A 21,888-nucleotide genomic window follows, 5' to 3' on the forward strand; every position below is an offset into this window, starting at 1 on the left:
GCGGATGCCCGGCGTGCGCTTCACCAACGCTACGCTGCCGGACGGCAGCCGGCACGACATCGAGGTCGAGGGAGGGCGGATCGCCGCCCTCCTCCCGGCCTCGGGTACAGCTGCCGGTGCCGACACGATCAATCTCGGTGGCACGCTCGTCCTGCCGCCGCTGGTCGACGGCCACATCCATCTCGACAAGACCCTGCTCGGCCTGCCGTGGGTGCCCAATCAATCCGCGGGCAACCAGGTCTCCGACCGCATCGCAGCCGAGCGCCGGGTGCGCGCGGCACGCACGGTGCCTGAGTTCGAGACCGGCTCGAACCTGGTGCGCCAGATCGTGGCCAGTGGCACCCTGCACATGCGCAGCCATGTCGACATCGACAATCAGCTCGGTCTGAAAAACCTCCACGAGGTGCTGAAGATCCGCGAGCATTTCCGCGATCTCGTGACCATCGAGATCGTGGCCTTCCCGCAAAGCGGCATTTTACGCTCGCCCGGCACGGCGGAGCTGCTCGACGAGGCGATCGCGCAAGGCGCGGATCTTGTCGGCGGCCTCGATCCGGTCGGCATCGACGGCGATCTCGACGCCCATCTCGACGCGGTGTTCGCCATCGCCAGCCGGCGCGGCGCCGGCGTCGACATTCACCTGCATGACGGCGGCGAAGGCGGGCTGGCGCAGATCCTCGCCATCGCCGCGCGAACCGAGGCTGCGGGCCTGCAGGGCAAGGTCGTGGTGAGTCATGCCTTCGCGCTGGGCTCGGTTTCGACCGAGAGCGTCACCCGCGCTGCCGATATTCTCGCGCGTGCCGGCGTTGCCATCATGAGCCACGGACCGGGTGGCGCGACCATCCCGCCGCTCAAGCTTTTACGCGAGCACGGCGTCGAGATATTCGGCGGCTCCGACAATATCCGCGATGCCTGGTCGCCCTTCGGCAACGGCGACATGCTCGACCGCGCCATGCAGATCGGCTACCGCGCCAACTTCCGCCATGACGCGGAGCTGGCCTTGGCCTTCGACATGGTGACCGCCGCCGCCGCGCGCGTGCTCGGTCTCAAGGATTATGGCTTCAAGGTCGGCGGCCTCGCCGACTTCGTCACAGTCGAAGCCACGACGCTCGCCGAAGCCGTCGCCACCCGCAAACGCCGCAGCCTCGTCGTCAAGTCAGGCCGCGTCGTCGCGAAGGATGGGGTGCTGGCCTAGCTCGCACTCCAGCCGCCGTCGATGGGGATCGCCGCGCCGGTGACGTCCCGGCCGCCGGTACCGCAGAGGAAAGCGACCAGGGCCGCAACGTTGTCCATGGCGACGAACCGCTTCGACGGCTGCCGCGAAGCCATAAACTCGGCCTCCGCCTTTTCTCTGGTCAGGCCCCTTTCGGCCATGAAGGCCGTCAGGCGCGTTTCGATCGCGGGCGTCGGGGAGGATCCCGGGCAAACCGCGTTGCATGTGATGTTCTGATCCGCCACCTCCAGCGCGATGGCCCGGGTGAAGCCGATCAGGGCCGTCTTTGTCGTGACGTAGTCGACCCGATTGGTCGTGCCGAACAGGCCGAACACCGAGGAGATGTTCACGATCCGGCCGAAGTCGCGCCGCCTCATGCCCGGTAATGCAAGCCGCACGGTATGGAAGGCCGAAGACAGGTTCACCGCCAGCGAACGATCCCAGTCTTCGGGCTTGAACTGCTCGACAGGGGAGAAGTGCCGGACAACGGCGTTGTTGATCAGGATGTCTATGGCACCGAACGTCTGCTCCGCCGTCGCGACAAGGTCGGCGATCTGGCTGGGGTCCGCGAGGTCCGCACCATGGTGTATCGCACGCACGCCATGACGATCCTCGAGCTCGCGGCAGGCGTTCTGTATGTCCGAAGCGTTGCCGAAGCCGTTCAGCACGACGTTGCAGCCATTGGCCGCGAGCTCTTTGGCCATGGCGTGGCCCAGGCCTTGCGTGGACCCGGTGATCAGCGCGACTTTACCCTTCATAGTTCCTCCTCGACTTAATGGAATTTGCGCCCCTCACCGGTGTCTGGCTTCCGACAGCAGCCGGGCTTCCTGGGACAGCAGGGTCACGTATGATTTGAGCTTCGCTTTTGCGAAGCGGCTTTCGGGAATCGTCAACGTGAGAGAGCCGACGATCCGATCTTCGGAGAGCCTGATGGGAACGCCGATGCCGATCGAATCCGGCAGCTTGTCGCCGTTGCTGAGGGCGTAACCCTTGCGCCGCGTCGTCTCGACAAGATCGAGCAACGCAGCACTCGTCGGCCGCTTTCCGGTCAGCGGCGAAGAACGGGGAGACGCGCAGATCTTGGCCCGCACGTCGGCCGGCAGGAACGACAATATGGCGAGTCCCGATGCGCCGCATTCGACGGGCACGGGCTCGAACAGCGTGATGCGGTACCGCAGCGAATGCGGACTGTCGCTGTTCGCCGCATAGGCCGCCATCTGACGATCCGGCAGGTATTCGCAAAACAGCGCCGTCTCGCCGGTTTCCGCGGTGATCCGGTCGAGGGCCGGCTGGCAGAGCGTCGCGAACGACGTCTTCTGCGTCACCAGGTTGGCCACGCGCAGGAACTGCAGGCCCAGCCGGTAACGGCGCTGCGTGGCGTCCCGCTCGACAAACCCCGCACCCCGCAAAAGGTCGAGAAGGCGATGGGACGTGCTCATCGGCAGGCCGAGCGCCTTCGCGACGTCGGTGACGCCGACGTCTCCACCCGCCTCGGCCATGACGGTCAGAATGGCGAGCGTTCGCGCCACCGTTCCCGACATGTCGGATTTCTCAGGCATCTCCCCCGTCCCGCCGCCGAGTTGACAATCGACCGACACGCTTGCGATAGTTTTGGAACTAAATCCCGATAAACGGAATATGCACCAATGTCGATTTTGACGTCAAGCAGAGAGACGCGCGTGAAAAGGCTGCCGGACGAAAAGGTGGTCCAGTGGAAGCATGACGGATTTCTGTCGCCGTTCCCGTTGCTCGACGAGCAAGAGTTGGAAGAGTGTCGCCAGGGCGTTGCGCGCTACGAGACCTGGCTCGGCACATCGATCAACGCGCATGACGACATGCGCTGGCGGTCGATGCCGTATCTGATCCTGCCCTGGGCCGCTCGCCTGGCCCGGGATCCGCGCATTCTCGACAGGGTCGAGGGGCTGCTGGGGCCAGACTTCATGATCTTCACGAGCACGTTCTTCATCAAGGAGCCGCGCTCCCCCACCATCGCGGCCTGGCACCAGGACTCGACCTACTACGGGCTGGAGCCGAAGGAAGAGGTCACGGTCTGGATCGCGCTGACCGAGGCGAGTGAAGCGGCGGGCTGCATGGACGCGCTCTCCTTCAAGGGCAAGCCGCGACAACTCAGCCATGTCTCGCGCGCCGTGAAGAACAGCGTCAATCGGGCCGGCCAGATCATCACCGAGCCGCTCGACGATAGCGCTCCGGTCGCCATGCCGCTCCGGCCGGGCTGGTTCTCGATGCATCACGGCCTCTGCCCCCACCGCTCAGGCCCCAATACGTCGCCGCATCGCCGTATCGGTCTGGGGCTGAACTACATCCCGACGCGCACCAGGCCGTCCGGCTCGGTCCGACAGGCCGCGCTGCTCGTCCGCGGCACCGATCGCCATGGACACTTCGAATCCGCCGACTGGCCGGTTCATGAGTTGGGCGCTAGAGAGCTGAAGGAACACGAGCGTGTCGTCGGCCTCTATCGGGATGCCTATCTCGAAGAAGAGGCCAGGCACGCAAGACAGACGGCCTGACGGACAAACGCCGGATAATCAAAAAATACAGGGAGGAAAGACTGTGATTCGAATCGGGAAATGGATTGCCGCCCTATGCGCGATCCTGTGCGGCGCCATGCCGGCGATTGCCCAGGATTATCCCAACAGACCCATCACGATGGTGGTGCCGTTCGCCGCTGCGGGGCCGGGCGACATCATCGCCCGACTGGTGGCCGATGCGATGCGCCGCAACCTGGGGCAGGAAATCATCGTCGTGAACGTCGGCGGCGCCGGTGGCACGATCGGCACGGCGCGCGTGGCACAGGCCAAGCCTGATGGCTACACGATCCTGCTGGGACATGTCGGCCAGTCGACCAGCACCAGCCTGTACAAGTCCCTCCCCTACGATCCGATCGACGGTTTCGAGGCCATCGGCCTGGTTACGGATGTGCCGATGACGATCGTCGGCAAGGCCGATCTCGCGCCAAAGGACCTGAAGGAACTCGTGGCCTACATCCGCGAGCGGCCCGATCAGGTCAACTACGCACATTCGGGCCTTGGCTCGGTGGCGCATCTGTGCGGATTGATGTTCACCAGCGCGACCAAGACGAAAGTGACCGTCATCCCGTACAAAGGCGGCGGCGAGGTCATGAAGGATCTGCTGGCAGGTACGATCGACGTCTACTGCGAGCCCGCGACGGGCACGACGGCAAACATTCTGGCCGGGAAGATCAAACCCTATGCAGTGACGACGAAGAACCGGGTGGCGGCCTTGCCTTCAGTGCCCACCACCAAGGAAGCGGGCTTCCCCGAGATCGGCATCACGACCTGGTATGGACTCTATGCCCCCAAAGGCACGCCGACTGCCATGACCAATAGACTCTCAAGTGCGCTGCAATCGGCCCTCAAGGACGATAACGTTATTGCCCGTTTCGCGCAGCTCAGCATGGAGCCCGTTCCCCAGGATCAGGCGACACCGGCCGCCCTGGACGCAAAGCTCAGATCGGAAGCGAAGTACTGGTCTGCCCTTCTCAAGGAAGCCGGCGTCCAGCCCGAATAACCCGTTAGCCGGACCAGGGTGGCTGCACCGCAGCCCTCGCCATGCTCGGGATGACAAAAATGGTGTCATCCCGAGCGTAGCGAGGGATCCTTCCTCTTCCCTAACTGGAACTCACACCGGCAGCTTTGTCGACTGCCACGTCACCATCTGCCACGCGCCATTGCGCTTGGCATAGACATCGAGAAACCGCACGCCGAAGGCGTTGGGCGTGCCTTTCGAGACGACCTTGATCTGCGCCTCGCCCGTCAGGACCACGACGTCGCCCAGATCCTGCGCCTTCACGTTGGACGGCTCGACGGCGGTATAGACCGTGGCGCCCGATTTCATGGCGCCGATCAGGCTCTCCTTGGTGTCGATACGCGCCGTGGAGTGCGTGTAGATCAGCTCGTCGGCAATCACCGCCTCAAGCGTGGCGTAGTCCTTGGCGCCCATCGCCTGCATGCGCTTCCTGTCGAGATCGATGACGGTTTGTGCGTTGCTCATGACATGCTCCTTCAGGCCGCTTTGGCCGAACTGACGGGTCCCCAAGATTTCACTACCGGCAGGACCTCCTTGGCGAACAGCTTCAGCCCGCGCTCGCTCACCTCGTAGGGGGTGCCGCCGAAACGGAAGGCAACGTTCATCTCGAAGTCGCCGAGCAGCGCGCGCCGCGCTTCAAGGTCGCGGAGGATCTTGTCGGGCGTGCCCCAGGACGCCGCCTTCATGAAACCGGTGATGGCGCCCTCGATGCCGCCGCCCTTGCGCGCGAGATCGGCCTTCTGCTGGTAGGAGTCGTAGCCCTTCACCGACTTGAAGTGCTCGCCGAGAAATTCGTAGTGATAGAAGTTGCTCTCGACGAACTTGCCCTGGTACTGCCGCGCCTCGTCCTCGATGGTCGCAGCATCGGGACCGCAGACGCAGAACTCGGTCAGCATCACCCGCGGCGGCTCGGTGCCGTGATACTGGCGATGAAGCTGGTGCCCCTTCTCGATCATCGGCGCGCGCATCTCCCAGGGCCGGTCGGCGAACATCACCATATGGGCGCCGAGCTTCGCGGCCGAGTCGATCGAATCCTCGCTCGACGCCACGGCATAGATGCGGCCGTCGAACGAATGAAGCGGCCGCGGCCGGATCTCGATGCGCGGCTGCTTGTAGTATTTGCCGTCGCCTTCCATGAAGCCGGTCCTCAACGCCTCGACGATCATGGGGGCGGCTTCGTCGAAGCGGCCACGCGATTCGTCCATGCTGAGGCGGAAGGCGTTGAACTCGCGCCGCGCCAGCCCGCGGCCCATGCCGAGCCGCAACCGTCCCTTGCTCAGCATGTCGAGCACGGCGGCGTTCTCCGCGACCCTCAGCGGATCGTGCCAGGGCAGGATGACCGCGGCGGTACCCACATCGATGTCCGGGCACAGCGCCGTCAGATGCGTCATCAGCGCCAGATTGTCGGGCACGAACGAGTAGTCGTTGAAGTGATGCTCGGCCGACCACAGGCAGTCGAAGCCTGAATCGGCGGCGATCCGCGCCAGCCGGATCTCCTCATCCCACACACGCTGATCGGAGCAGTTCTCCCAGCCGTAGCTGGCGAAGACCATCATCATGCCGACGTCCATCGGGCTTCCTCCATGTTCTTGTTTCTCGAAATGCTTTCACGCGACCGCGCGCGCGGCAAGCCTGCGAGAGCACCTGCCCCTCGCCCTGACCGCAGAGCGGTGGTAAAGGCGCTGCCGTTTCTCTCGTCCGGATAGACCAATGGCGTCGCGTCAGGCCGTGCTCGGCATGGAGCAGGCTTCTTTCTTCTACGGCTCGGGCCGTGTCTTCGAGAACGTGTCGTTCCTGCTGGACGATGCGCGCACGGCGCTGGTCGGCGAGAACGGCGCGGGCAAGTCGACCCTGCTGAAGTGCCTGACGGGCGTGCACGAACTCAATGCCGGCCAGGTGATCCGCTCGCGCGGCCTGCGCATCGGCCAGGTGCCGCAGGACGTGCCCGAAGGTCTCGCCGCCCTCGCCGTGCGCGAGGCGCTGGCCCGGTCGCTGGCCAAGGTCGGACAGGACGGCGAGGACTGGCGCATCGACGTGCTGGTCGACGAGATCGGCGTCGATCCGGAAATCCTCGACAAGCCGTTCGGCACGCTGTCGGGCGGCTGGCAGCGGCTGATGCTGATCGCGGCGGCGGCGCGGCTGGAAGAGCCCGACATCCTGATCCTCGACGAGCCGACCAACCATCTCGACCTCGCCAACATCAACACCTTGGAGCGCTGGCTGACGGCCGAGTTCGCCGTGCCGATGCTAATCGTGAGCCACGACCGCGAATTCCTAGACCGGGTGACCGAGCGGACGCTGTTCCTGCGCTCGGACGGCGTGCACGCCTTCAAGACACGCTTCTCGATCGCGCGCGAGGAACTCCTACGCCGCGACGCCACGGCCGCGTCGCGGGCGCGGCAGGAGGACCGCGAGATCAAGCGGCTGGAGCAGGCCGCGGCGCGCTACAAGGTCTGGGCGGTCAAGAATCCCGACCTCAACAAGCGCAAGAACGCCGTCGAGAGCCGCATCGCGCGCATCGAGAAGGAGCGCACGCAGACTTATGTCGCACGCGAGCGACGGCTCGAACTGGCCGATGGCGACATCGACGCCAAAGTGGCGCTGCGCCTCTCGAACCTCGACGTGACGGTACCGAACTCGGATCGCAAGCTGATCGCCATCGACCGGCTTGCCATCGCGGCCGGCGAGCGCGTGGCGCTGCTGGGCACCAACGGCACCGGCAAGTCGACCTTGCTGGCCGCTCTGGCGGCGGCCTACGAGCCTGAGCGCGAGCATTATGACGGGCAGGCCGCGGTGCGCTTCAATCCGGCCTGCCGGCTGGTCTATTTCGACCAGGCGATGAGCGAGCTGCCGGTCACGACCCGCATCCTCGACTATGTCGTCGAAGCCGAGGGCGTCACCGAGAAGGACGCGGTGCGCCAGCTCGCGGGCGCCGGCTTCGCTTTCGTTCGCCTCAAGGAGCCGATCGGCGTGCTGAGTCACGGCGAACGTGCGCGGCTGGTGTTCCTCAAGATGAAGCTGCTGCGGCCGAACTTCTACGTGCTCGACGAGCCGACCAACCATCTCGATATCGAGGGCCAGGAAGATCTCGAGGAGCAGCTCGAGAAGAGCGACGTGTCGTGCCTCTTCGTGAGCCACGACCGCTTCTTCACCCGCACCGTGGCGACGCGGTTCCTGGAGATCCGCAAGGGCCGCCTGGTCGAAACCGAAGACGCCGACGCGTTTTTCGATTCGCAGGTTTAACCGCGATTAGCCCGTACGCCCCGCCATCTGCGCCAGACCGAGGGCGACGGAGAGGAGATCGGAGGCGCCGGCGATGCGGGCGGACGGGGCAGCTTGCGCGACGGCGGTGCGGACGGCGGGGACGCGGCTCGACCCGCCGGTGAGGAAGATCGTCTCGATGTTCTCCGGCTTGAGGCCGGCCGCGGCGATGCAGTCGCCGGCCGATTTGCGCAGCCGCTCGGTCGCGGTGCTGATCGCACGGTCGAACTCGCGGCGCGTCGCGAGAGCCGAGAGGCCGGCTTCGAGGAAGGCCAGCGGGATCGCGGCGCGATCCTCGGCGCTCAGCGCGATCTTGGCGTCCTCGACGGCGAAGGCGACGCGATGGCCGAGGCCTTCGTGCACCAGCTTCAGCAGGCGCGCCACCTTCTCCGGCTCGGCGGCCAGCGACTGAAGCTCGCCAATCTCGCGTTCGTTCCGGTAGGTATAGGCGAAGTTGATCGTCGCCCAAGTCGCGAGCTGGTGATAGAGCGCGTTGGGCATCGGCAGGTTCTTCGCGACCAGCTGCGTGCCGAGGCCGAGCAGCGGCATCACCGAGGCAAGGCTGAGCGCGGTGTCGAGGTCGGTGCCGCCGATGCGCACGCCCGATGTCGCCAGCACATCGCCGCTGCGGTCCGCCCGGTCGCGGCGTCCCGGCCCGACTCGCACGATCGAGAAGTCGCTGGTGCCGCCGCCGATGTCGGCGATCAGCACCAGCTCCTCGCGGTGCACGGTCTGCTCGTAGTGATGCGCCGCCGCGATGGGTTCGTAGGCGAAGGCGACCTCGCGGAAGCCGGCCTCGCGCGCCACGCGCTCCAGCACCGTCTGAGCCCGCGCATCCGCTATGTCGTCGTCATCGACGAAGCGCACCGGACGGCCCATCACGACGGAGGTGATCTCCTCGCCGGCGAAGGCCTCGGCCTTGTGCTTGAGGTTCTGCACGAAGATCTCGACCACCTTGGTGAGCGGCACCTTGCGGCCGCCGAGGCTGGTCTCCTCGTCGATCAGGGACGAGCCCAGGATCGACTTCAGCGCCCGCATCAGGCGGCCCTCGGTGTGATCGACATAGGCCGCGATGGCGGCCTCGCCCAGCAGCACGCGCCCTTTGGTCTCCTGGTCGAAGAACACAGCGCTCGGCAGCAGCGTATTGTCGCCCTCGACCGGCGCCAGCATCGCAGTGCCGTCGCGCACCACGCCGATCGCCGAATTCGAAGTGCCGAAATCAAGTCCGCAGGCGGTCATCACAGTCCCCTTGGGTCGCGAAGGGGATGTCATCTATTACGATGGCCGCTTCGTTGCCAGACTGTTTCTTTTCGCCTACTCTATGCGCGATAGAGGGCTGCCAAAGACACCGGCGGCCCTTTTGCTTTTCAAGCGACGATCTCGCCGCGAAAGGCCCAGCGGGTCATGCGCTTCTCGACCAGGGCGCAGACCGCGTACATCGCGACGCCCATGATGGCGATGGCGAACAGGCCAGCGAAGGTGGTCGGCGCGTCGTTGCGGGCGCTGGCCGAGAGCATCAGGAAGCCGATGCCATTGTTGCCGCCCACCGTCTCGGAGATCACCGAGCCGATGAAGGCCAGGGTGATCGCGACCTTGAGGCTGGCGAACAGGTAGGGCATGGCGCGCGGGATGCCGACCTTGGTCAGGATCTCGTAGCGCGAGGCGCCGAGGCTGCGCAGCACGTCGCGCATCTCGGGCTCGATGGTGGCAAGCCCGGTCGCCACGTTCACCACGATGGGGAAGAAGCTGATCACGAAAGCGGTGATGACCGCCGGCAGCGAACCGACACCGACCCAGATCATCAGGATCGGCACGATCGCCACCTTGGGGATCGCGTTGAAGGCGATCAGCAGCGGATAGAGGCCGGAATAGACGAACGGCGAGGCGCCGACCGCGAGGCCGAGCAGCAGGCCGAACGCAATCGCCAGCAGGAAGCCGATCGTCGTGGTCCACAGCGTGTCCCAGCAATAGGCCATCAGGATATCGAAGCGCTGGAAGAAGACCGTGAAGATCTTGGTCGGCTTGGGCAGGATGATCTCGGGCACCTGGAAGGCAATGCAGCAGATTTCCCAGACGATCAGCAGCGCCGCGAGCACCAGCCACGGCATGGCATGCCTCAGCGCCTCGCGCTTGAGGTCGCTCATGGCGCGTGCTCCTGGTGGATGCGGTCGCGCAGCTCGTGGACGATGTCGACGAAGTGCGGCTCGAAGGTGGTGGCGAGCGTGCGCGGCCGCGGGATATCGATCTTCTTCGCCAGCACGATACGGCCTGGCCGCCGGCTCATGACGTAAACCGTGTCGGCGAGATAGACCGCCTCGCGCAGGTCGTGCGTCACCAGCACGCCCGTAAAACGCTTCTCCATCCACAGCGCCTGCATGACGCCCCACAATTCCTCGCGCGTGAAGGCGTCGAGCGCCCCGAACGGCTCGTCGAGCATCAAGAGCTCGGGCTCGTGGATCAGGGCGCGACACAGGTTCGAGCGCTGCTGCATGCCACCCGAGAGCTGCCAGGGATACTTGTCGGCGAAGTCCTGCAAACCGACCGTCTTCAGGAGCTTCATCGCGCGCTCGACATATTCGGCGCGATGACTGCGGAAGCGGCGCTTGTGCGGCTCGACCACCTCCAGGGGCAGGAGGATGTTGTTCATGGTCGTGCGCCACGGCATCAGGGTCGGGTTCTGGAACGCCATGCCGACGCCCTTGATCGGCCCGGTCACCTTCCTGCCGTCCACCGCGATCTCACCGCCCGACGGCGGCAGCAGGCCGGTGACCAGCTTCATGATGGTGGACTTGCCGCAGCCCGACGGGCCGACAACGGCGATGAACTCGCCCTTCTCGATGCCGAATGTCGCATCGGCAAGGGCCACCGTGGTGTCCTTGCCGAGCCGGTAGGTGAGACTGACGCCCTTGAGATCGACGAAGGCCATCGCCTTTGTCCGGCCTCTTACTTGCTAACCATCCGGTCGGCCTTGGGCGGCAGGTAGGCGTTGCTGAACACCTTGTCGGGCGCCGGCGCGGTCGGCAGGCTGAACGCCTCGGACACATCCTTCACGGCGCGGGCGAAGCGGGCCGGGTCGACGTCGCCCATGCCGTTGGCCTTCACGTAAGGCGTCAGGATGTTGGTCTCAAGCGAGATCTGGAGGCGCTCCATCTCGAGCTTCTCGTCGATCAGCGGATCGCGCTTCTTGGCCGCGGCGATACCGAGCTGGGGATTGGCGATGACGTCCTTCCAGCCCTTCATCGTGGCGGCGAGGAAGCCCTTCACCGCTTTCTCGTTCTTGGCCATCTCGGGCGAGATCACGACGCCGTTGCCGTAGACGTCCATGCCGAAGTCGACGAAGCGCATCGACACGATGTCCTCGAAGGCCACGCCGCGCGCCTTGAGGTCGAGCATCGAGGAGAAGTAGTGGCCGGAGATGAAGTCGACCGTGCCCTGCACCAGGCTCTGCTCGCGCAGCTGCGGCGTCAGGTTGACGTGCTCCCACTTGGAGATGCCGTTCTTCTTGGCGAAGGCCGGGAACAGGCGGAAGCTGGCGTCGAACACTGGCGCACCGAGCTTCTTGCCCTCGAGGTCCTTCGGCGTCTTGATACCGCTCTTCTTCAGCGCATAGACGCCGAACGGCGCGAAGTCGTAGACCATGAACACGCAGAGCACTTCCTTGCCCGGGTTCTTGGCGTTGTATTCGATGGTCGAGTTCACGTCGGCGAAGCCGATCTGGTAGGCGCCGGTGGCCACCCTCTGCACCGCGCCGGCCGAGCCCTGGCCCGGGTCCATCGTCACGTCGAGGCCCTCGGCCTTGTAGTAGCCCTTCTCCAGCGCCACCAGGAACGGCGAGGTCGGACCCTGGAAGACCCAGTCCAACGTGAACTTGATGGCGGTCTGGGCGTTGGCCGGCAGGCTGCCGAGCGCCAGCGCGACCGCTGCCGCACCGCCCAGCATCTTGGCGAGTTTGCTCATTTTTCGTGATCCCCGTGAAGGCCCTGTCAGGCGACTCTTAGGCGGACAATTCACGCCCGCCAAGGGGATATCAGGCAGATTCTATGCCAGCCTGCTGGGTCGCCACGAGCCGGGCGAAGGCGCCGCCTTCGCCGATCAGCGCCTTGTAGGCGCCGTGCTCGACCACCCGTCCATGCTCGAACACCACGACCTGGTCGGCCTCGCGGATGGTCGAGAGCCGGTGGGCGATCACGAAGGTCGTGCGGCCCTGCATCAGCACCTTCAGCGCCTTCTGGATGCGCGCCTCGGTGACCGAATCGAGCGCGCTGGTCGCTTCGTCGAGGATCAGGATCGGCGGGTTCTTCAGCAGCGCACGGGCGATGGCCAGCCGCTGGCGCTCGCCGCCCGACAGGGTGGTGCCGCGCTCGCCGACCAGCGTCTCGTAGCCCTCCGGCTGGCGCATGATGAAATCGTGCGCCTCGGCGAGCTTGGCCGCCTCCTCGAGCTCCGCCTGCGTCGCGTCGGGCTTGCCGATGCGCAGATTGTCGGCGATCGAGCGGTAGAACATGGTGCTGTCCTGGAAGACCACGCCGATGTTCCGCCGCAGCGATTCCAGCTTGATGTCGCGATGGTCGACGCCGTCGATGCGGACCACACCCGACTGGGCGTCCCACATGCGGTGCAGCAGCGAGAGCGCCGTGCTCTTGCCGGCGCCGGTGGGGCCCACGAAGGCCACCGTCGTGCCGGCCGGCACCTTCAGCGAGAAGTGGACCAGCGCCGGCCGCTTGCCGTCATAGGAGAAGTTGATGTCGTCGAACTCGACCTCGCCCTTGGCGCGGCCGATATCGATGCCGTTGGGCTTGTCCGGCACGGTCGACTGCGAATCGAGCACGCGGAAGAAATCGCCGAGCGACGGCATCTGGAAGAAGATGCGGCTGACGAAACCCGAAGCCTGGTCCATGCGGCCGATCAGCATGGTGGCGAAGCCCATGAAGCTCACGATCTCGCCGACCGTGGCCTCGCCGCGCGTGTAGAGCCAGGTGCCAAGCACGAAGATCGCGATCACGGTGATGGTCGAGGCGGCGCGCGTCAGCACCGACAGGAACGCCCACCAGTTCAGCACCGGGAACTGCGCCTGCAGGGTCTGGCCGATGATGCGGTGCATCTCGCGCGTTTCGGCGCCCAGCCGCACGAAGCTCTGGATCAGATGGATGTTGCCAAGCGCGTCGCCGGCTCGGCCCGCGAGCTCGCTGTGCAGGTCCTCGACCTTCTTCTGCAGCCGGTCGGTCTTGCTCACCACCCACACGTTGGTGACGGCGAAAAACAGGATCAAAATCAGCAGCAGGAGGCCCAGCCGCCAGTTCATGAACATGCTGAGCGGCAGCATGACGAACAGCGCCACCAGGGTCGCGAGGTTCTCGCGGAAGAAGGACAGCCAGATGCCGAACAGGTTGTCGACGCCCGTCAGCATGACCTTGATCAGCCGGCCGGAATGCTGCGAGTTGTGGAACGAGAAGGGCAGCATCAGCAGATGCTGGAAGTAGGTGGCCATGGCGCCGAGGCGGCGGCGATGCGCCATGCGGTCGGCCTGCAGCGACACCACCATATTGGCCACGATGCCGCCGATGCCGACCAGCGCCCACAGGCCCAGGATCTCGCGCGCCTCGCGCCACAGGGCCTCGACCGGCTTGTTGCGCGCGTTGCTCAGCAGGTCGATGACCTTGCCGAACAGGACCGGTTCGTAGAACTGCAGCCCAGCCACCGCGATGTTCGCGATGGCCAGGGTGATCGCCAGCCCCTTCTCGGCCCGCAGGAGGCCGATGACGCGACTGTAGACGCGGAAGAATTCCATGTGATTCGTCCGCGTCCGTTCTCTCTAGGCTGCCTTGGGGTCGAGGAAGCGCTCGACGGTGCGCACGAAGAAGCTCACGCCGAAGGGGATGGCCATATCGTTGAAGTCATAGCGGGAATTGTGGAGGCTGACCGAATCGCCGCCATTGCCCAGCCACACCATGGCGCCCGGCACCTTCTCCAGCATGTAGGAGAAGTCCTCGGCACCCATGCTGGGGCGGGTATTGTCCTTGACCGCGTGCTCACCGCAGACGCCGGCCGCAACGTCGGCGGCGAACTTCGCGCGCTCGACGTCGTTCACCGTCGGCGGATAGCCGGGCTTGTGCTCGACCTCGATCTTGACGCCGTGCATCTTCGCGGCACCGTCGCAGATCTCGTCGATGCGGCGCTTCACCAGCGCGCGATTCTCCGGCGTCGTCGTGCGCGTCGTACCGCCGATATGAGCGTCGCCCGGAATGACGTTGTAGGCCGACCCCGCATGGAAGAAGCCGACGGTCACGACCGAGGAATCGATGGGATCGATGTTGCGCGAGACGATGGTCTGAAGCGCCATCACGATGTTGGCGCCGACGACCATGGGATCGAGCGTGGTGTGCGGATGGGCGGCGTGACCGCCCTTGCCCGTGATGCGGATGTCCCAGCGATCGGCAGCCGCCAGCAAAGGCCCGCCCTTGGTCACGATGTGACCGACCGGAATCCCGGGCTTGTTGTGGATGGCGAACACCGCGTCGCAGGGGAATTTCTCGAACAGCCCGTCCTCGATCATCACCTTGGCCCCGCCGCCGCCCTCTTCGGCGGGCTGGAAGATAAAGTGGACGGCCCCCTCGAAGTTCCGCGTCTCGCTGAGCATTTTTGCAGCCCCCAGCAGCATGGCGGTGTGGCCGTCATGGCCGCAGGCGTGCATGCGGCCGGGCGCCGTCGACCGGTGCGCGAAATCGTTGGTCTCGTCCATCGGCAGGCAGTCCATGTCGGCGCGCAGGCCGATCGACTTCAGCGAGTTGCCCTTGCGCAAGGTGCCGACCAGGCCGGTCTTGCCCAGGCCGCGTGTCACTTCCAGTCCCCATTCCTGCAGCTTGGCGGCCACCACGTCGGACGTACGGTTTTCCTCGAAGGCGAGTTCGGGATGAGCGTGGATGTCGCGGCGGATCGCCGAGATCTCGCCCTGGATTTCAAGTGAACGCGGAAGGACAGGCATTGGGTACTCCGGTTGGAACCTGGGTCATCTTAGACCAGAGTGCACCCATGTTGTCTCTCGCCGAGATCGAAGCCGCCGCCGCCATCGTGCATGGCGCGATGCAGCCCACCGCGCAATATGCGTGGCCCCTGCTCCGCCAGCGCACAGGCTGCGAAGTCTGGGTGAAGCACGAGAACCATACGCCGACCGGCGCCTTCAAGGTGCGCGGCGGGCTGGTCTACATGGACCGCCTGAAGCGCAGCTCGCCGCAACCGAAAGGCGTCGTCAGTGCCACGCGCGGCAATCATGGCCAGAGCATCGCGCTGGCGGCGGCGCGCAACGGCATCGCCGCGACCATCGTCGTGCCCCACGGCAATTCGGTGGAGAAGAACGCCGCCATGCGCGCCTTCGGCGCCGAGCTGATCGAGGCCGGCCACGACTTCGATGCCGCCAAGGAAGCGGCGATGAAGCTCGCGGGCGAGCGCGGCCTTGCCATGGTGCCATCGTTCCATCGCGACCTGGTGGCGGGCGTCGCCTCCTATGCGCTCGAACTGTTCCGCGCGGCGCCGGCACTCGACACGGTCTATGTGCCGATCGGGCTCGGCTCGGGCATCTGCGGCACCATCGCCGTGCGCGATGCGCTGGGGCTCAAGACGAAGGTCGTGGGCGTCGTCTCGACCGAGGCGCCGGCCTATGCGCTCTCCTTCGCCGCCGGAAAGGTCGTGGCGACCAACAGCGCCGACACGATGGCCGACGGCATGGCCGTGCGCGGCCCCGATGCCGAGGCGCTGGAGATCATCCTGAAAGGCGCCGAGCGCATCGTGCAGGTGAGCGACGCCGAGATCGGCGCCGCCATGCGCGCCTATTACGAGGACACGCACCAGCTCACGGAAGGTGCCGGTGCCGCCGCACTCGCGGCGCTGCTGCAGGAGCGCGACCGCTACAAGGACAAGCGCGTCGGCCTCATCCTGAGCGGCGGCAACATCGACCGGCCAATCTACTTGCGTACCTTGGCCGGCGCCTGAGGCGCCCAGGCAAGATCGCTCTTGATCGCCTGCATGATGAAGGACGAGCGCGTGCCGCGGACACCGGGCATCCGCAGCAGCGCCTTCATCGCGAACTCGCTGAAGCTCGCGAGGTCGGGCGCCAGCACATGCAGCAGGAAATCCATGTCGCCGGTCATGGCGTAGCAGGCCACGACCTCGGGCCGCGCGCGGATCGCCGCCTCGAACGCCTCGACGGTCTTTTCCGAGTGATCCTCCAGGGTCACCTGCACCATCGCCTGCAGCGCGAGGCCCAGCGCTGGCGGTGAGACGAGCGCGGCATACCGCTCGATCACGCCCTCTTCTTCCAGCCGCTTCACCCGGCGCTGGCAGGGCGTGGGCGACAGGCCCACGCGGTCGGCCAGGTCGACCATCGCCAGCCGGCCTTCGGCCTGCAGGGCGCCGACGATGCGTCTGTCGATGTCATCCAGCTCGATCATGGAGATATTCGCCAAATTAATAAGATATTTTAGATAATACCTCTAAACCGGGCATGATCCAAAGCCAACTTCGCCGGGATTCACCAGCCCGGCACGCCCATATTTGGAGCATGAACACCAACACCGCTCCCCTCGAGAACCTGCGTGGCGACTATGCCGGCATGGCGCCGGACTGGACGGTTGCGCAGCATTCCGACCTCTATTCCGGCGAGGAACAGGCCGTGTGGCGCCTGCTGGTCCAGCGCCAGCGCGCCTTGGCTGAGCGCTACGCCTGCGCGGAGTTCCTGGCGGGCCTCGACGCGATCGAACTGGGCGACACGATCCCCGACTTCGCGGCGGTGAATGCGCGGCTTGAGCCGTTGACGGGCTGGCGCATCGTCGGCGTCCCGGGCCTGATCCCCGATGCCGCCTTCTATGACCACCTCGCCAACCGCCGCTTTCCGGTGACGGTGTGGATCCGCAAGCGCGAGGAGATCGACTACCTGGTCGAGCCCGACCTGTTCCACGATTTCTTCGGCCACGTGCCGCTGCTCACCAATCCGGTCTTCGCCGATTACATGCAGGACTATGGCCGTCGCGGCGTCGAAGCCGGCCCGAACGTGCATCTGCTGGCGCGCCTCTACTGGTTCACCGTCGAGTTCGGCCTGATCCGCACCGAGCGCGGCCTGAAGGCCTACGGCGCCGGCATCCTGTCTTCCGCCGCCGAGGTGAAGCACGCGATCGAGGGCGACAGCGTCGATCGCGTGCCGTTCGACGCGACGGTCGCGATGAACCGGCCCTATGAGATCGACCGGCTGCAGAACACCTACTTCGTCCTCGACGATTTCCGCCAGCTCATGGATCGGCCGCAGCGCCACTAACGTTGCGTTGCCGCATCAAGCCAGCACGACCAACCCGTCGACCGCGACGACGCCCTCGCCGTCGCGCTTCACCAGCAGCGGATTGATCTCCGCTTCGGCAACGTCGGCGAACTGCTTGTGCGCCAGGGTCGAGAAGGCGGCGATTGTCTTCGCCAACGCTGACACATCGCCCTTCGGCATGTTGCGATAGCCGCGCACGGTCGCTAGGCCCTTCACCTCGGCGATCATCTCCATCGCCTCGGCTTCGTCGACCGGTGCGAGGCGCGTCGAGGCATCCTTGTAGATTTCGGCCAGCACACCGCCGAGGCCGACGGTGACAGTGGGGCCGACCAGTGGATCGCGGCGGTAGCCCAGGATCACCTCGACCAGCCCGCGCTCCATCTTCTGCACGAGGAAGCCTTGCAACCGCGCTTCGGGTGCATAGGCCTTCACCCGCTTCTCGATCTCGCGCGCGGCAACGGCCGCGGTCTGGCCGTCTGGAATGCCGAGCGCCACGCCGCCCGCTTCGGTCTTGTGCGGGATGTCGACCGACAGGATTTTCAGGACGACCGGCGCACCGACTTCGCCGACCGCAGCGGCGACACGCCTTGCATCGGGCACGGTCGCCGACTTCACCATGGGCACTCCCAGCGTGGCAAAGAAATCGGCGGCGCGGCGCTCGTCGAAGCCGGATGTACGGCCCACCTCCAATGCTGAGAGCGCATCGAGGGACGGTTCTTCCAGGCGTGGCACCGGCTGCGGCGGCGCGCGCAGCAGGCACAGCGCCATCGCCTCGGCGCAGGCTTCGGGATGGCGAAAGGCGGGTACGCCGGCCGCGGTCAGCAGCGCCAGCGACTTCTCCGCCGAGGGCGTCAGCGCCACCGCGAAGGGCTTGGCCGATCCGGCGAAACGCAGCAGCGGCTCGACGGCGAGCTCGGGATTGAACTGCGCCGAGGAGCCGACCACGAAGATCGCCGCGTCGTTGCCGTCGTCGGCCAGCAAGCGCTCGATCGTGCCCGCCACGATCTCGGGCTTGGCGCCGGCCAGCGTGAGGTCCACGAGCTTGCCGTCGCCGGCCGCGATGCCGAGCGGCTTCAGCCATTCCACGAGGTTGTTGGGCGGTCCGACGATGTCGAGCCCAGCGACTGCCATACTGTCGACCACCATGGCCGCACCGCCGCCGGTCGTGGTCGCCACGGCAACGCGCCGGCCGCTGCTCCTGGCGCGCGACCGATCGACCAGCAGCGACGGCACGTCGATGAGCGATTCGAACATCGACACGCGGGCAATGCCGTGGCGGCGACAGAAGGCGTCGAAGGTCGCGTCGGAGCCGGCAATGGCGCCGGTATGCGAGCGTGCCAGTTCCTGGCCGATGTCCGAGCGCCCGAGCTTGTAGGCGATCACGGGCTTGCCGGCCTCGTGGGCCCGCCGCGCCGCCCTCGCCAGCCGCTCGCCGTCGCGCAGCGTCTCCATGAACAGGAGAACGGCCTTGGTCTTGGGGTCGTCCACCAATAGGTCGGCGATCTCGCCCACCGCGAGATCGACCTCGTTGCCGACCGAGATCAGCCGCGAGAAGCCGATGCCGCGCGCATCGGCGCGCGACAGCAGCGCGCCGATCAGGCTGCCGCTCTGGCTCACGACGGCCCAGTTGCCGGCACGCAGCTTCTCAACCGCGAAGGCTGCATTGGCCGTCAACGCCATGGCGGGATCGGTGCTCACTGTGCCGATGCTGTTGGGGCCGACCAGGCGGATGCCGGTCTCGCGCACGACCTTCGCGAGATCGTCCTGCAGCGAGGCGCCGGCGGCGCCCGCGTCGGCAAAGCCGCCCGCGAGGATCGACGCCACCTTGACGCCGCGCCGGCCGCACTCTGCCAGCGCCCGCACCGCGGCCGCGCCGTTCAGCAGGATATAGGCGTGATCGATGTCGCCCGGGATCGCGTCGAGATCCTTGTAGGCCTTCTCCCCCAGGATTTCGCTGCGCGACGGATTGACCGGCAGGATCTCACCGGTGAAGCCGTGCTTGCGCAGGAAACGCTGCGGCCGCGATGTCGTTTTGGTGACATCCGACGACGCGCCGATCAGTGCGACACGTCGCGGCTCGAAAAGGGCGGAGAACAGGACCTTGGGATCGTTCATGACGTGAGTATACTCCGCGCATGCTCAACCGCCGCTCCTTCGTCGCCGCGACGCTTGCCGTCGCCGCCACTCCCGCCGCCGCGCAAACCGCGCCGTGGCCCAGCAAGCCCATCAAGCTCGTCGTGCCCTATGCGCCCGGCGGCACGACCGACGTCGTGGCCCGCATGGTCGCCGAGCATCTCGGCCAGAAGCTCGGCCAGAACATCATCGTCGACAACAAGCCCGGCAAGGGCGCCATGGTCGGCACGGCGATCGTCGCCAAGGCAGCCCCCGACGGCTACACGCTGCTGTTGTCGGTGATCTCGGGCCTGTCGATCTCGCCCACGCTCTATGGCGGCGCCGACTTCGATCCGATGGGCGACTTCATCCATGTCTCCATCGCCTCGACCAACCCCAGCGTGCTGGTCGCCAATCCGACCTTCCAGACCAAGACCTTCAAGGAGTTCGTCGACTACGCCAAGGCGAACCCCGGCAAGGTCTCCTATGCGACCTCCGGCGCCGGCTCGAGCAATCACCTGCTGGGCGCGCGCATGACGCAGGTGATCAGCGCGGAGATGGTCCATGTCCCCTATCGCGGCGCCGGCCCCGCGATGATCGACACGATCGCGGGCGTCGTGCCGGTGATGTTCGATTCGCTGCCCTCGGCCGCCCCCCATATCAAGGCCGGCAAGGTGAATGCCCTGGCGGTGAGTGGCGAGACGCGCAGCCCCGCCTTCCCCGACGTGCCGACCATGAAGGAGCTGGGCTATCCCGACCTGATCTCCTATTCCTGGTTCGGCATCTCGGTGCCGGCGAAGACGCCGCAGCCGATCGTCGACCGGCTGGCCAAGGAGATGCAGGCCGTGCTGATGGAGCCCGCCGTCATCAAGCGCTGGGAGGAGATCGGTGCCGAGGGCAGCACCATGACACCCGCCGAGGTGACGCGCTTCATCCAGGGCGAGATCGACAAGTGGACGCCGGTCGTGAAAGCTTCAGGTGCGAAACCCGGCTAATCAGGGCCCGGCTAACCGGGATCCGACCAACCAGGAGGAGACGACATGACCATCCGACGCGTGACCTCGCCCGACGTCGCCGAGCCGCCGCCCGAGCGCTGGTCGAACTGCCTCGTGGTCGATGGCGTGGCCTACGTGTCCGGCATGACTGCGCGCGGCGCCGATCCCAAGGCGCTGGGCGCGATGGACGAATACGCCCAGGCCAAGGTGATCTTCGGCAAGATCAAGGCGCTGGTCGAAGCCGCCGGCGGCGCCATGTCGGACGTCGTGAAGATCACGGTGTTCCTCACCGAGATCGCCAACAACACCAAGGTCTGGCAGGCGCGCCGGGAATTCTTCACCGGCGATTTCCCGGCCTCGACTTTGGTCGAGGTGAGCGCCCTCGCCGCGCCCGAAATCCTCGTCGAGATCGAGGCCGTGGCTCATATCGGCAAGGGCCGGCGCTAACCCAACTCGATATCGTAGCGAATGAACCCGCGGTTCACGGCCATCTTGTCGTACAGGAGCCGTGCCGTCGCGTTGCTGTTCTGCGTCTGCCAGTAGAGACGCGGGCAGCCTTGCGCCTTGGCCCAGTCGGCGACCGCCTGGATCAGCGCCCGCGCCACGCCCTTGCCGCGCAGCTCGGCTTCGGTGAACAGGTCCTGCAGGTAGCAGACATCGTCGGATGACGTGTTGGCGTGGATCAGGAAGTGCGTGATGCCGACCAGGCGTCCGTCGAGGCGGGCGCCCAGCGCATGCATGCGTGTGTCCTTCGCGAACTCGTTCCAGGCGCGGTCGTACATCGCCTGCGGCAGCGTGCGCTTGTAGAAATCCATGTAGGCGCGGAACAGCACTTCCCACTGCGCGCGGTCGGACGGTTCGAGTTTGCCGATGGTGATCATCTCACCGGACCATACACACTCCAGCCTCTGTGTTGGCATTGGAAATGCTTCGAACACTTGATCGGCCACAGGGGGATCGAGTATTGCCAACTCCCCATATGCACGCGGCTGTTCGGGAAGAAGTAGGCCTCTTGCGATTACATAGAGCTCCAGAAGTCACCAGCACGTGAAGCGCGTTAAAATCCCTTTGACCGTCCGACCGTATCAGGTCACCGCGATACCCGGTCGTGGCCTTGGGCTCACCGCGTGCTCCATCATCGATCCGCGCACCAAGATCGATGACTGCTTCACCTGGGAACTACCCAAGCGGGACATCAAGCACGTCACCGAGACGGTCCTGAACGGCAACTACTTCGACCATCCTGTCTGCTCCACACGCGGCCTTGTGGCGATCGGGCATATCTCCCTGATCAACCACGATCCGGAGCCGAACTGCGAATGGCGAATGGTCCAGGTCCACGATCGCTGGATGGTTGAGGCGTGGTCCATACGCCGCCTCTCCAGCGGCGAGGAGCTGACCTTCGACTACGGCTACGACCCGACCGTAAAAGAGTAAAC

General features: G+C 65.8%; 22 protein-coding genes. 9 read left to right on the forward strand and 13 right to left on the reverse strand.

Translation table 11 applies throughout. The features are described from left to right. Positions 1-4: 4 nt before the first annotated feature. Complete coding sequence (locus AC1ROX_RS14480; RefSeq protein ID WP_493126641.1) at positions 5-1,192, forward strand: amidohydrolase family protein; 1,188 nt, start codon at positions 5-7, stop codon at positions 1,190-1,192. Here the strand turns inward: AC1ROX_RS14480 and AC1ROX_RS14485 are convergent. Together AC1ROX_RS14485 and AC1ROX_RS14490 are read right to left on the reverse strand one after the other, a co-directional pair. Next, on the reverse strand, positions 1,189-1,968 hold the full coding sequence (locus AC1ROX_RS14485) for a 3-hydroxybutyrate dehydrogenase (protein WP_493126642.1): 780 nt from the start codon (positions 1,966-1,968) through the stop codon (positions 1,189-1,191). The genes AC1ROX_RS14480 and AC1ROX_RS14485 overlap by 4 nt on opposite strands. Before the next feature lie 33 nt (positions 1,969-2,001). After that, positions 2,002-2,769, reverse strand: coding sequence for an IclR family transcriptional regulator (locus AC1ROX_RS14490; RefSeq protein WP_493126643.1), 768 nt, complete (start codon positions 2,767-2,769; stop codon positions 2,002-2,004). Positions 2,770-2,889: 120 nt separating this feature from the next. Here AC1ROX_RS14490 and AC1ROX_RS14495 point away from each other — a divergent pair, with 120 nt between their 5' ends. Further along, entirely contained in the window at positions 2,890-3,738 is an 849-nt protein-coding gene (locus AC1ROX_RS14495; protein ID WP_493126644.1) for a phytanoyl-CoA dioxygenase family protein, read from the forward strand. A gap of 97 nt (positions 3,739-3,835) precedes the next feature. Continuing rightward, positions 3,836-4,759 carry a tripartite tricarboxylate transporter substrate-binding protein gene (locus AC1ROX_RS14500; RefSeq protein WP_493126739.1) on the forward strand — a complete coding sequence of 308 codons (924 nt, stop codon included), beginning with the start codon at positions 3,836-3,838 and terminating at the stop codon, positions 4,757-4,759. A gap of 111 nt (positions 4,760-4,870) precedes the next feature. Here the strand turns inward: AC1ROX_RS14500 and AC1ROX_RS14505 are convergent, their stop codons facing one another. Together AC1ROX_RS14505 and AC1ROX_RS14510 are read right to left on the reverse strand one after the other, a co-directional pair. After that, entirely contained in the window at positions 4,871-5,242 is a 372-nt protein-coding gene (locus AC1ROX_RS14505) for a nuclear transport factor 2 family protein (protein ID WP_493126645.1), read from the reverse strand. A gap of 11 nt (positions 5,243-5,253) precedes the next feature. Beyond that, positions 5,254-6,348, reverse strand: coding sequence for an LLM class flavin-dependent oxidoreductase (locus AC1ROX_RS14510; RefSeq protein WP_493126646.1), 1,095 nt, complete (start codon positions 6,346-6,348; stop codon positions 5,254-5,256). A 139-nt stretch (positions 6,349-6,487) separates the two neighbouring features. On the opposite strand from AC1ROX_RS14510, the gene AC1ROX_RS14515 reads away from it, so the two are divergent. Continuing rightward, a complete protein-coding gene (locus tag AC1ROX_RS14515; RefSeq protein WP_493126647.1) occupies positions 6,488-8,020 on the forward strand; it encodes an ABC-F family ATP-binding cassette domain-containing protein in 1,533 nt (510 codons plus the stop codon). A 6-nt stretch (positions 8,021-8,026) separates the two neighbouring features. On the opposite strand, the gene AC1ROX_RS14520 is transcribed toward AC1ROX_RS14515, so the two are convergent. The 6 genes from AC1ROX_RS14520 to AC1ROX_RS14545 all read right to left on the reverse strand — a co-directional run bounded on the left by AC1ROX_RS14520 (position 8,027) and on the right by AC1ROX_RS14545 (position 15,020). After that, entirely contained in the window at positions 8,027-9,277 is a 1,251-nt protein-coding gene (locus AC1ROX_RS14520) for an Hsp70 family protein (RefSeq protein WP_493126648.1), read from the reverse strand. 128 nt (positions 9,278-9,405) lie between these two features. Next, the gene (locus tag AC1ROX_RS14525) at positions 9,406-10,182 is read right to left on the reverse strand and encodes an ABC transporter permease (protein ID WP_493126649.1); all 777 of its coding nucleotides are present in this window, start codon (positions 10,180-10,182) and stop codon (positions 9,406-9,408) included. Continuing rightward, positions 10,179-10,964: an ABC transporter ATP-binding protein gene (locus AC1ROX_RS14530; protein WP_493126650.1), complete on the reverse strand. Its 786-nt coding sequence runs from the start codon at positions 10,962-10,964 to the stop codon at positions 10,179-10,181. The genes AC1ROX_RS14525 and AC1ROX_RS14530 overlap by 4 nt, the downstream gene beginning before the upstream one ends. A gap of 17 nt (positions 10,965-10,981) precedes the next feature. After that, on the reverse strand, positions 10,982-11,995 hold the full coding sequence (locus AC1ROX_RS14535) for an ABC transporter substrate-binding protein (RefSeq protein ID WP_493126651.1): 1,014 nt from the start codon (positions 11,993-11,995) through the stop codon (positions 10,982-10,984). A gap of 70 nt (positions 11,996-12,065) precedes the next feature. After that, on the reverse strand, positions 12,066-13,826 hold the full coding sequence (locus AC1ROX_RS14540) for a glucan ABC transporter ATP-binding protein/ permease (protein ID WP_493126652.1): 1,761 nt from the start codon (positions 13,824-13,826) through the stop codon (positions 12,066-12,068). Between the two features lie 24 nt (positions 13,827-13,850). Beyond that, positions 13,851-15,020, reverse strand: coding sequence for a M20 aminoacylase family protein (locus AC1ROX_RS14545; protein ID WP_493126653.1), 1,170 nt, complete (start codon positions 15,018-15,020; stop codon positions 13,851-13,853). A gap of 47 nt (positions 15,021-15,067) precedes the next feature. On the opposite strand from AC1ROX_RS14545, the gene AC1ROX_RS14550 reads away from it, so the two are divergent. Beyond that, complete coding sequence (locus AC1ROX_RS14550) at positions 15,068-16,024, forward strand: threonine dehydratase (protein WP_493126654.1); 957 nt, start codon at positions 15,068-15,070, stop codon at positions 16,022-16,024. Here the strand turns inward: AC1ROX_RS14550 and AC1ROX_RS14555 are convergent. After that, a complete protein-coding gene (locus tag AC1ROX_RS14555) occupies positions 15,997-16,482 on the reverse strand; it encodes an Lrp/AsnC family transcriptional regulator (protein WP_493126655.1) in 486 nt (161 codons plus the stop codon). The two genes, AC1ROX_RS14550 and AC1ROX_RS14555, sit on opposite strands and share 28 nt — an antisense overlap. Before the next feature lie 110 nt (positions 16,483-16,592). Between AC1ROX_RS14555 and phhA the strand changes: the two genes are divergently transcribed. Beyond that, positions 16,593-17,342: a phenylalanine 4-monooxygenase gene (gene phhA / locus AC1ROX_RS14560; RefSeq protein ID WP_493126656.1), complete on the forward strand. Its 750-nt coding sequence runs from the start codon at positions 16,593-16,595 to the stop codon at positions 17,340-17,342. 15 nt (positions 17,343-17,357) lie between these two features. Here the strand turns inward: phhA and AC1ROX_RS14565 are convergent, their stop codons facing one another. Next, entirely contained in the window at positions 17,358-19,457 is a 2,100-nt protein-coding gene (locus tag AC1ROX_RS14565; RefSeq protein ID WP_493126657.1) for an acetate--CoA ligase family protein, read from the reverse strand. 20 nt (positions 19,458-19,477) lie between these two features. On the opposite strand from AC1ROX_RS14565, the gene AC1ROX_RS14570 reads away from it, so the two are divergent. Together AC1ROX_RS14570 and AC1ROX_RS14575 are read left to right on the forward strand one after the other, a co-directional pair. Then, positions 19,478-20,449, forward strand: coding sequence for a Bug family tripartite tricarboxylate transporter substrate binding protein (locus AC1ROX_RS14570; RefSeq protein WP_493126658.1), 972 nt, complete (start codon positions 19,478-19,480; stop codon positions 20,447-20,449). 45 nt (positions 20,450-20,494) lie between these two features. Further along, positions 20,495-20,896 carry a RidA family protein gene (locus AC1ROX_RS14575; protein WP_493126659.1) on the forward strand — a complete coding sequence of 134 codons (402 nt, stop codon included), beginning with the start codon at positions 20,495-20,497 and terminating at the stop codon, positions 20,894-20,896. On the opposite strand, the gene AC1ROX_RS14580 is transcribed toward AC1ROX_RS14575, so the two are convergent. After that, complete coding sequence (locus tag AC1ROX_RS14580; protein ID WP_493126660.1) at positions 20,893-21,330, reverse strand: GNAT family N-acetyltransferase; 438 nt, start codon at positions 21,328-21,330, stop codon at positions 20,893-20,895. The genes AC1ROX_RS14575 and AC1ROX_RS14580 overlap by 4 nt on opposite strands. A 187-nt stretch (positions 21,331-21,517) precedes the next feature. On the opposite strand from AC1ROX_RS14580, the gene AC1ROX_RS14585 reads away from it, so the two are divergent. Beyond that, positions 21,518-21,886 carry an SET domain-containing protein-lysine N-methyltransferase gene (locus tag AC1ROX_RS14585; RefSeq protein ID WP_493126661.1) on the forward strand — a complete coding sequence of 123 codons (369 nt, stop codon included), beginning with the start codon at positions 21,518-21,520 and terminating at the stop codon, positions 21,884-21,886. Positions 21,887-21,888: the final 2 nt, after the last annotated feature.

The sequence above is a fragment of the Reyranella sp. GW821-FHT14A01 genome (genome assembly GCF_058803965.1).